Genomic DNA, 11,895 nt, shown 5'->3' with positions numbered 1-11,895 from the left:
AAGGTATACTGTTAATAAACTGTCAAATTCACGAATATAACAATACATTTACGATATAATCTTAAATCGATTAGTATGGTAAATTCAAGTTTAAAAAGGAGGATAATTTCCGAATTAGAAAACCTCATTTCTCAAAGTTGTCCAAATCGAAAAATTGAAAAAAAACATAATGACCTACATATTGCTTTATTAAAAAAGTATTATAACGCTTCTGAAGTTGCTATTGATTATTACCGTAGGAGAATTACATTAAATGTGGTAATTGATGACACTGTTTACGATCCTAAAAAAATAAATACTTATTTGCCTACGTTTCGCGCAGACATCCACTTTATCAGCTTAAAGTATTTTTTAAAAGAATGTGTAGAGAAAGATACTAGAAGCATCGCTTTTTATGCAAGCTTGCTACGAGGGTTCTCTAAGAAAGGTAACGAACAAATGGTTAATTGAAAAAAAATTATACTTAAAACAGAAAAAGATGCTTTGAAAGCATCTTTTTCTGTTTTAAACCTTTCCTTAACAGCACCCTATGATTAATTTTTATAGCTTAGCGTTCCTAAAATTCAAGAGAAAGAGAAATGAAAAAAATAGTATTTGCTTTACTTATCGGTTTAAGCTTTATTGGAACTGCACAAACCAAATCTGAATTACAAAACCATTACGAAGCATACTACAAACAAATGCGTTTGCAAGGAGATGTAAATGGTATTATTAATGCGTTAACGCATTTAAACATATTGAACCCTTCTGAACAAAGGAAAGATACACTCGCTTATATTTATGCTAATGACAATAAGCATATGCAGGCACTGAACACTATTGGTATAGAAAAAAAAGATTCCGATTCTGATCTTGCCGTTCAAGTCAAAGCAATATCTTTAAAAGCATTGAACCAACCGAAACGTGCCATAGAACAGTTTGAGGTTTTATATTTAAGAAACCCTAATCCATTTTTAGCTTATGAATTAGCTGATTTAAAAATACAAATTGGCGACCCTAATGCTGCCATGGGAAATATTGATTATGGTATTGCTAATGCCAAAGAAGACATGAAATATGCTTTCTATGAGCGTCAGCAACCGTATGAAGTGCCTTTAAAGGCCGCCTTTTTACACCTAAAGGGTTTAGTAACCTTTAATCTAGACAGGGATAATATTGACGGCGCATTGACGTATATGAACGAAGCTTTATTATTAGATCCAAACTTTAATTTAGCAAGCTTAAGTAAGCAAGCCTTGGAGAACAAAAAAAATCCTCCAGTAGCTGCCCCAGAACCTGAAGTTCCTGCAAAAAAAGGCAAGAAGAAAAAGAATTAAACTTTGCCGATATAAAACAAGAAAAGCGAGCCTAGGCTCGCTTTTCTTGTTTTATAATTATCGCTCTTACTGTTTTAATTGTACGGTGAGAATACTATCAGACTCTTTTTTCAAAGCGACCAATGCAGCTACCTTGTCATTAGGAACTGCTATAGATAATACGTAATGTGCTATTTTCCATTCGCCATTCGTCTTTTTAAGTACACCTGAACCGCGACAAATTTTCATCTGCGTATCAAGCAACTCATCAAACCAAGCAAAATTTTCGGCTTCATTTACATAAACATTACGCTCTAAAGCAGAAAAACTCCAAGCTTTACCCCGGTCAAAAAAGGGTTTGGAGAAAGTTTTAAAGGCAGCATTTTGCCAATTTTCAGTCGCATCGGTTCCAATAAAAACTCCGTCAGTAGTCATTAAATTAAAATAAGTGTCAAAATCGGCATCCGCAGCTGCTTTATGCCATGCGTCTACTACTTCATTGATATTTTGTTTCGCAGTATCATTTTGACCAAATGCTACAGTAACTACAAACAGGAAAAAAAAGGCTAGTTTATTCATCAAATAAAATTTCAGGTTTTAAAGTACTTTTAATGACTACTGAAAACTGGTTATTAAAAGCATTATAAGCTTTAACCATTTCAATAACAGTTTTTCTTGGGTTCTTATCATATTCCAAATCAAATTTTACTTGCAGTACTTTTGTTTTAAAGACTTTCTGTCTACTTTTTATATCGGCTCTATCAAATACTTCAGGATATGTAGAAGCCTCTAATAATTTTTGTTTCTCTACTAAATCCTCTAAAGCGACAATCAAGTCTTCCTTAGTATCTATATTGTAAATAGCGTTTACTGCGGCATTTAACGCATTATACTCCGTCCAATCTTTTAAAACTTCGACAGCCTCAAAACTTGGGTTTTCTTTTTTGGGAAGCTTTTTAAGATCTACCAGATCTGCGGTGGATTCTTTGATCACTTCTTCCGTTTTTTTTTCTCCACAAGAAATACACCCTATTAAAAAAAGGGCAATTAAAAATGATTTGTTCATAAAGCTAAGGTACAAATTTTAGGTATTGACAAACAGGTGTTTGGTCCATATAAAGTCTAACAAAATACTATAGCTATCTTAAAAAACACTAAACAACTGAAATACAATAAATTAAATAGGAATTACTAACCCCAAAAATGTATTTGCGTAATTTTTACACAATAAACTTGGTGGTTATTATTTTTCCGATTACATTTGCGTAACAAATACGCATATAAAAAAGTTACAAACGTAAATTTTAAACTATAGGAAGAAGGCAAGTCATTAAATAACAGCAGGTTCATTTAAAGAAATCAAATTCAATAGTTTGAAGCAAGTACTGGAAAGAAATACAACGGCAAACTGATACGCTTACCACATTAAACAGAGTGATACTCTGCCCAGAAAAAACAAAAAAATTAGTTAAGTTTTTATACGAAGAACTTGAAAATGAAAGCTATAGAAACGAGTATTTAATTGAATTGGATAATGCATTAATTTAAAGAACATCATCTACAAAGGATAAAATTATGAGCGAAGACCTAAAACCAAGATTTATAGAATCTTTAAAAAGAAATAATGATCAGATAAGAGAAGATAGAGCAAAAACTATTGGAGAAGATTCTGAATTAATTTACAAGCGCAGAATTGAAGACATTGAATTAAGAATTAAAAGACTTGAAAGAGAGCAGGAAGGTTTAATAGACATAAGCCCTTTAGACAAGAACAGTCTAACCTTTGCCGATTTTGAACCAGAAGCTTTTGTTCAAAAAGATATGGAACTAACAGTAACAATACGAAATCTAAAAATTCAACTAGAGGTTTCTATTAAGAGATATGAATATTTATTTGGAAAAACTTTTTAGTTATGGGAGGAACAAGATATAATTTAAGCGATAGATCATCAAGAGCAAAAGCTGCAGGATATAGCAGCAAAGCGATAAACGATATTTTCATTCAAAACAAAGAAAGAAGAGCCCACGATGCTATGAACCCAAATGGCGTTGCATTCAGAGAAGCTAGAGATTCTGAAGTACACCCAAATTCATTACCTATAATTTTAGGTTTAGATGTTACTGGTAGTATGGGGCACATCCCGCACGAATTGGTTAAAGAAGGTTTACCTAAATTAATGGGAGGAATTATTGAAGACGGGATGCCAGATGCTGCACTGCTTTTTATGGGTATTGGCGATCATGAATGTGACAAATATCCGCTTCAAGTGGGCCAATTTGAATCGGGAGACAAGGAATTAGACATGTGGCTGACGCGAACCTATATTGAGTCTGGTGGAGGAGGAAATGGAGGCGAAAGCTATTTATTAGCTTGGTATTTTGCAGCATTTCATACAAAAACAGATGCCTTTGAAAAGAGAAACCAAAAGGGCTTACTCTTTACGATTGGAGATGAACCAAACTTAAAAACATTACCGGCATCTGCTATCAAAGAAATCATGGGTAGTGGCCAACAGAGTTATACTGCCTTAGAGTTATTGGCAGAAGCTCAAAAAAAATATGAAGTGTACCACATTAGTGTCCTACATTCTCAAAGAGCAGAAAGTGCAGAAATTGGATGGAAAGAAGTCCTAGGTCAGAATTGTATTTCAGTATCTGACTACAAAACAATCCCAGATGTTATAAAATTTATAGTTTCAAAGCACACTAAATCTAGTTCTACAGTTAGGGATTCTACTATTGGAGGGTTTGACGATATACAGATGTTATAAGAAATGAAAAAAGCAAAAATTGTTATTGGTTTGGGTTTTGGCGATGAAGGAAAAGGAATTACAACTGATTTCTTGTGCAGTCAAAACCCAGAAGCCATCGTGATTCGTTTTTCTGGGGGGCAGCAAGCAGCACATACCGTACTCTTGGAGGGTAAAAAACATGTTCACTCTAGTTTTGCCAGTGGGGCGCTAAGAGGCTTACCCTCCTACTTTTCGGAACATTGTACGGTACACCCAACCCTGCTATTTAACGAGTTTCAAGAACTTAACTTTTTAGGTGGCAATACTACCTTATATATACACCCTTTAGCAAAAATTACCACTCCTTTTGATGTATTTCAAAACAGGAATAACACAAAGAACTTAACACACGGTACTTGCGGCAAAGGAGTTGGTGCCACAATGAAAAGAAACGAAGGTCCTTTTAAGCTTTACGCCATAGACCTCATAGGACCACGGAATTTATTGCTAGAGAAATTAAAACAAATTGGAAATTATTATGGTTTTCAATATGATGAAAATTTCAAGAATGATGTTGCTTATTATTTAGATTGTATTGATCATATAGATTGGAAAATTGAAGACTATACGTTTTTAAATAATTACTCTACATTAATTTTTGAAGGAAGTCAAGGTATATTGCTTGATATGAATCATGGTACTTTCCCACATGTTACCTATGCCAATACAAGCTCAAAAAATGCCATAGAAATATGTGACGCATTAGAGATTAAAGATATTGAAATGTATTATGTAACTAGGTGTTATAGCACTAGACATGGCAATGGTTACATGCCCAATGAACAAAAAATTGTATTGAAAAATAACGAAGAAGAAACCTGCACCTATAATGAGTTTCAAAAGGAACTAAGAACAGGACTATTAGATACGGACCTTCTTTTACACAGTTTAAAAATTGACCAAATTTATTCTAAAGCAACCCGAGCCAATTTAATTATAACATGCTTAGACCAATACCAGCACAAAATAGATTTTAAGAAATTAGCCCTAAATTTTACTAATATGTACGGTTCTTATTCTCCTTATGCTAAAGATTTCCAGAAAATTAACCCTCAACACTTACTAGATAAAGAGGCCTAAAATACACATCATTACCGCTACTAAATTTATAGTGACAATATGTTTATTTACTAATTGAGAACTTACAATATATTAGGGATTATATAAAATAAACCTCAATTTTTAAGGTCATTTTATCGTTTATGTAAAATAATTAGACTTCGATTAAAAATAACTCAATAGGAGTGCCTAAATATTAAAATTTCTTGCGATTTTTGCAGACCTAATTTCTATATAAAATTAGGCAAACTATAACTATAAGATGTATCAAATGCAGAAGTCTATTTTAATTATTGGCGCTTGTGGGCAAATTGGAACTGAGCTAACCTTTGCACTGCGCGAAAAACATGGAAATGAAAATGTCATTGCAAGTGATATTCGTGAAGGTAATGCCGATTTAATGGCTTCTGGCCCTTTTGAAATCCTAGATGCTACCAACTACGAAGCAATAGAAAATGTGGTAATGCATTATGAAATTGAAGAAGTATACCTCATGGCAGCAATGCTCAGTGCTACAGCAGAGAAATTTCCTATGCGTGCATGGAATTTAAATATGAATTCTCTTTTCAATGTCTTAAACTTGGCGAAGGAAAAAAAAATAAGTAAGCTATTTTGGCCTTCATCTATTGCTGTTTTTGGACCAAATACCCCAAAAGAGCACACAGAACAAAATACCATTATGGAACCTAGTACCGTTTACGGAATTAGCAAACAATCTGGAGAGCGCTGGTGTGAGTATTATTGTAATAAATTTGGTGTAGACGTACGAAGCGTTAGATATCCTGGTTTAATTAGCTGGAAAACTTTGCCCGGCGGAGGAACAACAGATTATGCTGTAGAAATATACCATAAGGCATTAGCCGAAAAAAAATATTCTTGTTTCTTAAAAGAAGATACCTTACTCCCAATGATGTTTATGGATGATGCCATCCGAGCTACCATAAATATTATGGAAACCCCTGCTGAAAAAATTAAGATACGCTCTAGTTATAATTTAGCGGCAATGACTTTTAATCCGTCAGAAATATATGAGAGTATTAAAACCCATGTTCCTGATTTTGAAATTAGCTATGCGCCAGATTTCAGACAGCAAATTGCGGACTCTTGGCCTTCTAGCATCAATGATGATAAAGCGCAAGAAGATTGGGGTTGGAAACCTGAATTTGACTTAGAAAAAACAACCCTTGAAATGCTGAAAAACTTAAAATAGTCATAGCGATTATACGAAAAATAAAACGCCTTAACAAAAATGTTAAGGCGTTTTGTTTTTTATAAATTTTTGCGCTTACTTGATGGTTACTTTTAGTTTGGATTCAATTGCCATTATCATGCTATTCGCGATATCTTTTCCTGTAGCATTTTCAATCCCTTCTAACCCTGGAGAAGAGTTCACTTCTAATAACAAAGGTCCTTTGTTAGAACGAATAATATCTACTCCTGCAACCGCCAAATTCATCACTTTAGCAGCTTTAATCGCTAATTTTTTCTCCTCTTGCGTAATTTTTATAATAGATGCTTTACCCCCTTGGTGGATATTGGCTCTAAATTCTCCTTTTTCTGCTTGGCGTTGCATAGAAGCAATCACTTTCCCATTCACAACAAAACAACGAATATCTTGCCCGTTTGCTTCTTTTATGAACTCTTGCACCAAAATGTTAGTTTGAACACTCTTAAAGGCGTTAATAACACTCTCAGCCGCTTTATTTGTTTCAGCCAGAACAACTCCTTTACCTTGTGTGCTTTCCAATAGTTTTATAATTAATGGTGCACCATTTACCATTTTAATAAGATCTTTTGTATCCATAGGCGATTTTGCAAATCCGGTAATCGGGATATGAATATCGTTCTTAGAAAACAATTGAGAAGCAAATAGCTTATCACGCGATTGTGTAATAGCTTCTGCAGAGTTTAAACAATACACCCCTAAATTATCAAACTGACGAATAAGTGCACAGGCATAAAAAGTAACTGCTGGTTTTATTCTAGGAATAATGGCATCAAATTCATTTAAAATATTACCACCACGGTATCTTATTTGAGGAGAATGTGCATCTAATTTCATATAGGCATGCTCTACATTAAGAAATACCATTTCATGACCGCGCGCTTCTCCTGCTTCAATTAATCTTTTATTACTATATAGCTCTGGATTACTCGCTAAAATAGCAATTTTAAGTCCTGTTTTTTCTTTAAAGTAGTTGGAGTATTTACCAGTAACATCTGTCGTAGTAAATTCTTGAACCAAGAAATTACTAGCTGGGTTTACAACATATCTATTGCTTAGGGCTTCTCTTCCTAAAAGCATTCTAAACTCCATAGTATCTCTACTCGCTAAAGTCAACTCAATATCAAAAGTATCCTCACCAAGTGTCATTGCGGTTTTTATCACATAACGCTCTTCTGATATTCCTGAAGAACTTTTTACCGTTCTTCTATCTACTAATTTTGCCTCACACTCTATCGTGATGCTTCTATTGTCTTGAATTGGATTAACCTCAAATTTAACCCACTCATGTGCCCCTCTGATAAAAACCTTAATATTAGTAGCTTGAATAGATGAGGTTTTGGCCCCTGAATCTACTCTTGCCTTAATGGCCGGTATTCCCAAACCTTCAAAAACACACCACTCTTCACTTCCTACTATTTTTAAATCTTCCAAATTACTTTTTTTTGCCTATTAAACTTACATTCAATACAAAAAACCAATCTTTAGAAGATTGGTTCTATAAAATGTTAATCAAAAGAATTATTATTTAATCCTCATCATCCATTTCACCCTCTTCAGGAAGAAGATCTGGATCTACAACTGCATCTGGATCATCCCCTTCAAAATCCTCATAATCGTCCTCGTCATAATTAGCCATTGTAGATTCTAATTTGGCACTAATTTTTACCAAATACTTAGTATCTTCCGTAGTTACCTCAACTGCTTCAATACGTTCTCCTTGTGCATTTTTAAACGAAATAATGTTTAAATCATCATAACCATCAGGATACTTCTCTACCAAAAGTTTTAATACTTCTGGCGTAAGCTTTTTAAAATCAACGATAACTCTTTTTAAATTGTCCATATAATTACTGGTCTAATAAGTATGCGAAAATTAATGGTGCCACAATAGTAGCATCACTTTCAATAATAAATTTTGGGGTATTTATGTCTAATTTCCCCCAAGTTATTTTTTCGTTTGGCACTGCACCTGAATACGAACCATAACTTGTGGTAGAGTCACTAATCTGACAGAAATAACTCCAGAAAGGAGTTCCTGTACGTTCCATATCTTGATATAACATTGGCACTACACAAATTGGAAAATCTCCTGCGATACCTCCACCTATTTGAAAGAAACCAATCCCATTCTCAGAATTATCAGTATACCAATCTGCTAAGAACGTCATGTACTCAATCCCAGATTTCATCGTACTTGCTTTTAATTCTCCTTTTAAAACATAAGAAGCAAAGATGTTCCCCATGGTACTATCTTCCCATCCCGGACAGATGATCGGCAGATTTTTCTCTGCTGCTGCATACATCCAAGAATCTTTCAAATCTATCTCATAATACTCTTCAAGAACACCTGAAAGGAGCATTTTGTACATATATTCATGCGGCAAATAACGTTCACCTGCATCTTCTGAATCTTTCCAGATTTTAAAGATATGTTCTTGCAATCTTCTAAATGCTTCCTCCTCTGGAATGCAGGTATCGGTAACACGGTTTAATCCTTTTTCTAATAAATCCCACTCATCTTGAGGCGTCAAATCACGGTAATTAGGAACGCGTTTATAATGTGAATGCGCTACCAAATTCATGATATCCTCTTCTAAGTTTGCCCCAGTACAAGAAATAATCTGAACTTTATCTTGACGAATAACCTCAGCAAATATTTTTCCAATTTCAGCAGTACTCATAGCACCCGCTAGTGACACTAACATTTTAGCACCATTGTTTAATTGGTCTTCATACCCTTTAGCGGCATCTACTAATGCTGCTGAATTAAAGTGCAAGTAATACTTTTCAATAAAATTAGAAATTGGTCCTTTAGTCTTCGTCATCTTCGAATTTTGAATTATTAGTAGTGCCTGCTTTCAAATCTACATCATACGTGTTATCGTAGGCTTCATCTGCAGCTTCACCCATAAATTTATAGCTTAACATTTTATAATACAACTTAGCCGCTAAGAAATCAGAGGTTTTATCAACCTCATTAGGACAAAGTTCAACAATATCAAAACCAACAACATTTTTTTCTTTAAAAACTCTCTTTAAAAATTCTAAAGTTTCATACCAAAATAATCCTCCTGGTTCAGGAGTCCCTGTTGATGATAATATACTAGGATCTAATGCATCTAAATCAAATGTAATCAATACGTTTTCAGTCATTAACTCAATAACGGTATCCATCCAATATTCATCATTAATTATATCATGTGCAAAGAATGTTTTTTCTTCGTCCATAAAACTTTTTTCAATAGCATCCATGCTTCGGATACCTACTTGAATAAGGTTTGTAGTTTGGCTAGCTTCATGAACAGCACACGCATGGTTACATTTACTACCATCGTACGACTCACGCAAATCTGCATGGGCATCTATATGCAATACGGTTAAATTATTAAAGCATTCATTGAAGGCTCTAATAGTACCAATTGAAATAGAATGCTCTCCCCCAAAAAGAGTTACAAATTTATTTCTTTTGATAAAGTCTTTAGTTACCGCATGTACTGCATCAACCATAGCTTCTGGTGAACTGTTTTCAGTTACAGCATCTGCCAAGTAAATACCTTGTTGGTATACTTCAGTATCTGTTTCGATGTCATAAATTTCCATGTTTTCTGAGGCTTTTAAAAAGGCTTCTGGCCCTTTGTCTGCTCCTTTTCTCCATGTACTTGTTCCGTCATATGGCACTGGTATTAAAACCACCTTTGCCGTTTCCAATTGCGCATACTTATCAGGTATTCCCGCGTAATTGTTAGTTGTCGTCATAGCCTAAAATTTTTAGCAGGTCTTCTGCTTTTTGTTGTTCGTTAAATAATTTGGTTGTTAATTTTCCATTTTCATCTCTGTCTATAAGAATATGTTTTGGTTGCGGTATTAAACAATGCTGCAACCCTCCATAACCTCCTATAGATTCTTGATATGCTCCCGTATTGAAAAAGCCGATAAACAAAGGTTTATCTCTTCTATATTTTGGTAAATAAATAGCGTTCATATTCTGTTCGCTATTGTAATAATCATCACTATCGCATGTTAGGCCTCCTAAGAGTACACGCTCATATTCATCTTGCCAACGATTAATTGGCAACATCACAAAACGTTTATTAATTGCCCAAGTATCTGGCAAGGTGGTAATGAAAGAAGAATCTATCATGTTCCATTTCTCACGATCGTTTTGTTGCTTTTGATATAATATTTCATAAATAGCGCCCCCACTTTCTCCTACAGTAAAGCTACCAAATTCTGTAAATATATGAGGTACTGGAACTTCCGCTTCTTGACAAGCAATATTAATTTGATTGATAATTTCATCAATCATATATTGATAATCATAATCAAAAGCTAATGAATTCTTTATAGGAAAACCACCACCAATATTTAAACTGTCTAATGAAGGGCACATTTTTTTAAGGCGAATGTAAACTTTTAAACATTTCACCAATTCATTCCAATAATAGGCATTGTCACGAATTCCTGTGTTTATAAAGAAGTGAAGCATTTTAAGCTCTACTTTATCATTATCTTTTATCTGATTTTCATAAAAAGGAACAATGTTTTTATACCCTATTCCTAACCTTGATGTATAGAACTCAAATTTAGGCTCTTCTTCGGAAGCGATACGAATACCAACTTTGAAAGTATCTTCAATGACATCTGACAATAGATCTATCTCTTCGTAGTTATCTATAATAGGAATACAATTATGATGACCCTCGTTAATTAACCTACCAATGTTATCTATATACTCGTCTCTTTTAAAGCCGTTACATATTACATAGGTATCGTCCTTAATTTTGCCTTTCTTCTTAAGCTTTTCCACGATGTTTATATCATAGGCCGAAGAAGTTTCAATATGCACATCATTATTCAGCACTTCATTTAAAACAGGTTGAAAATGTGAACTTTTTGTACAATAACAATAGTGGTACTTACCCTTATAATCATTCTTTTCCATCGCAATTTTAAACCATGCTTTTGCTCTGTTTATATTTTCAGAGATTTTAGGCAGGTACGTAAATTTCATGGGGCTACCATATTTCTCTACCAAATCCATTAAAGGAATGCCGTGAAAATTAAGGTTTTCGCCCTCTAAAGTAAATTCTTCTTGAGGAAAATAATACGTTTGATCTATTAAATTGATATATTTTGTATTCATTAAAATGGATTGTATTTGTTAAAACTAATAAACTGATTTTAAAAACACTGCTGTTTTTACCAAATAAATTAATACAATCCCTAGATAATGATTTGACGTTGGGTAGTAGGTATAAAAAAATAATCGTGTTGACTGCTCACGATTCTAGATTCTATAGAAGAAAATACTTTTATTCGGTTGCCTCTTTTCAAGACCGGCATTGGATTTGCCTTCCTATTTTCCAATCCCCCGAACATAAAATTAATACTCATTATATGTAGCTAAAAGCTTAGTTGCCAAACCGCTTATTTTATATTGGTTTGAGATGACAAATGAAAACAAAAAAAATGGAAAAACAAGAAATTATTTTAAAATTGAACGTTAAAAAATCATTATCAA

At 33.8% G+C, this 11,895-nt stretch carries 13 protein-coding genes; 6 read left to right on the top strand and 7 right to left on the bottom strand.

Annotated elements, in window-relative coordinates:
• The first annotated feature begins 75 nt into the window (after window positions 1–75).
• On the top strand, window positions 76–450 hold the full coding sequence (locus tag GQR94_RS09795; RefSeq protein ID WP_158975329.1) for a hypothetical protein: 375 nt from the start codon (window positions 76–78) through the stop codon (window positions 448–450).
• Between the two features lie 128 nt (window positions 451–578).
• A complete protein-coding gene (locus GQR94_RS09790) occupies window positions 579–1,316 on the top strand; it encodes a hypothetical protein (protein ID WP_158975328.1) in 738 nt (245 codons plus the stop codon).
• A 66-nt stretch (window positions 1,317–1,382) separates the two neighbouring features.
• Here GQR94_RS09790 and GQR94_RS09785 read toward each other — a convergent pair whose 3' ends face one another.
• Together GQR94_RS09785 and GQR94_RS09780 are read right to left on the bottom strand one after the other, a co-directional pair.
• Window positions 1,383–1,874 (bottom strand): nuclear transport factor 2 family protein, encoded by a 492-nt coding sequence (locus tag GQR94_RS09785; RefSeq protein ID WP_158975327.1) that lies wholly within the window; start codon window positions 1,872–1,874, stop codon window positions 1,383–1,385.
• Window positions 1,867–2,361: a hypothetical protein gene (locus GQR94_RS09780; RefSeq protein ID WP_158975326.1), complete on the bottom strand. Its 495-nt coding sequence runs from the start codon at window positions 2,359–2,361 to the stop codon at window positions 1,867–1,869. Before GQR94_RS09780 ends, GQR94_RS09785 begins: the two co-directional genes overlap by 8 nt.
• A 509-nt stretch (window positions 2,362–2,870) precedes the next feature.
• Here GQR94_RS09780 and GQR94_RS09775 point away from each other — a divergent pair.
• From GQR94_RS09775 to GQR94_RS09760, 4 genes are all read left to right on the top strand, one after another.
• On the top strand, window positions 2,871–3,206 hold the full coding sequence (locus GQR94_RS09775; RefSeq protein WP_158975325.1) for a hypothetical protein: 336 nt from the start codon (window positions 2,871–2,873) through the stop codon (window positions 3,204–3,206).
• A gap of 2 nt (window positions 3,207–3,208) precedes the next feature.
• Entirely contained in the window at window positions 3,209–4,066 is an 858-nt protein-coding gene (locus GQR94_RS09770; RefSeq protein WP_158975324.1) for a hypothetical protein, read from the top strand.
• 3 nt (window positions 4,067–4,069) lie between these two features.
• Complete coding sequence (locus GQR94_RS09765) at window positions 4,070–5,167, top strand: adenylosuccinate synthetase (protein WP_158975323.1); 1,098 nt, start codon at window positions 4,070–4,072, stop codon at window positions 5,165–5,167.
• A 250-nt stretch (window positions 5,168–5,417) separates the two neighbouring features.
• Entirely contained in the window at window positions 5,418–6,356 is a 939-nt protein-coding gene (locus GQR94_RS09760) for an NAD-dependent epimerase/dehydratase family protein (protein ID WP_158975322.1), read from the top strand.
• A gap of 75 nt (window positions 6,357–6,431) precedes the next feature.
• Here the strand turns inward: GQR94_RS09760 and rimK are convergent, their stop codons facing one another.
• The 5 genes from rimK to GQR94_RS09735 all read right to left on the bottom strand — a co-directional run bounded on the left by rimK (window position 6,432) and on the right by GQR94_RS09735 (window position 11,517).
• Window positions 6,432–7,805, bottom strand: coding sequence for a 30S ribosomal protein S6--L-glutamate ligase (gene rimK, locus GQR94_RS09755; protein ID WP_158975321.1), 1,374 nt, complete (start codon window positions 7,803–7,805; stop codon window positions 6,432–6,434).
• 94 nt (window positions 7,806–7,899) lie between these two features.
• Window positions 7,900–8,217, bottom strand: a complete 318-nt coding sequence (locus GQR94_RS09750) for a hypothetical protein (RefSeq protein ID WP_158975320.1) — start codon at window positions 8,215–8,217, stop codon at window positions 7,900–7,902.
• Window positions 8,218–8,221: 4 nt separating this feature from the next.
• The gene (locus GQR94_RS09745; RefSeq protein WP_158975319.1) at window positions 8,222–9,199 is read right to left on the bottom strand and encodes a deoxyhypusine synthase family protein; all 978 of its coding nucleotides are present in this window, start codon (window positions 9,197–9,199) and stop codon (window positions 8,222–8,224) included.
• Complete coding sequence (gene speB / locus GQR94_RS09740) at window positions 9,186–10,130, bottom strand: agmatinase (protein WP_158975318.1); 945 nt, start codon at window positions 10,128–10,130, stop codon at window positions 9,186–9,188. Before speB ends, GQR94_RS09745 begins: the two co-directional genes overlap by 14 nt.
• Window positions 10,117–11,517 (bottom strand): arginine decarboxylase, encoded by a 1,401-nt coding sequence (locus GQR94_RS09735; protein WP_158975317.1) that lies wholly within the window; start codon window positions 11,515–11,517, stop codon window positions 10,117–10,119. Before GQR94_RS09735 ends, speB begins: the two co-directional genes overlap by 14 nt.
• Between the last annotated feature and the right edge of the window lie 378 nt (window positions 11,518–11,895).

The sequence above is a fragment of the Cellulophaga sp. L1A9 genome, from assembly GCF_009797025.1.
Taxonomy (GTDB): Bacteria; Bacteroidota; Bacteroidia; order Flavobacteriales; family Flavobacteriaceae; genus Cellulophaga.
Note: the sequence above shows the minus strand (reverse complement) of the source record. Positions and strands in the feature narration are given on the sequence as shown.

What these genes read in the sequence shown, in the direction of transcription:
- GQR94_RS09760 (WP_158975322.1), top strand. Translation starts at nt 5,418, where the DNA reads ATGCAGAAGTCTATTTTAATTATTGGCGCTTGTGGGCAAATTGGAACT.
- GQR94_RS09775 (WP_158975325.1), top strand. Translation starts at nt 2,871, where the DNA reads ATGAGCGAAGACCTAAAACCAAGATTTATAGAATCTTTAAAAAGAAAT.
- GQR94_RS09785 (WP_158975327.1), bottom strand. Translation starts at nt 1,874, where the DNA reads ATGAATAAACTAGCCTTTTTTTTCCTGTTTGTAGTTACTGTAGCATTT.
- GQR94_RS09765 (WP_158975323.1), top strand. Translation starts at nt 4,070, where the DNA reads ATGAAAAAAGCAAAAATTGTTATTGGTTTGGGTTTTGGCGATGAAGGA.
- speB (WP_158975318.1), bottom strand. Translation starts at nt 10,130, where the DNA reads ATGACGACAACTAACAATTACGCGGGAATACCTGATAAGTATGCGCAA.
- GQR94_RS09770 (WP_158975324.1), top strand. Translation starts at nt 3,209, where the DNA reads ATGGGAGGAACAAGATATAATTTAAGCGATAGATCATCAAGAGCAAAA.
- GQR94_RS09735 (WP_158975317.1), bottom strand. Translation starts at nt 11,517, where the DNA reads ATGAATACAAAATATATCAATTTAATAGATCAAACGTATTATTTTCCT.
- GQR94_RS09745 (WP_158975319.1), bottom strand. Translation starts at nt 9,199, where the DNA reads ATGACGAAGACTAAAGGACCAATTTCTAATTTTATTGAAAAGTATTAC.
- GQR94_RS09795 (WP_158975329.1), top strand. Translation starts at nt 76, where the DNA reads ATGGTAAATTCAAGTTTAAAAAGGAGGATAATTTCCGAATTAGAAAAC.
- GQR94_RS09780 (WP_158975326.1), bottom strand. Translation starts at nt 2,361, where the DNA reads ATGAACAAATCATTTTTAATTGCCCTTTTTTTAATAGGGTGTATTTCT.
- GQR94_RS09750 (WP_158975320.1), bottom strand. Translation starts at nt 8,217, where the DNA reads ATGGACAATTTAAAAAGAGTTATCGTTGATTTTAAAAAGCTTACGCCA.
- GQR94_RS09790 (WP_158975328.1), top strand. Translation starts at nt 579, where the DNA reads ATGAAAAAAATAGTATTTGCTTTACTTATCGGTTTAAGCTTTATTGGA.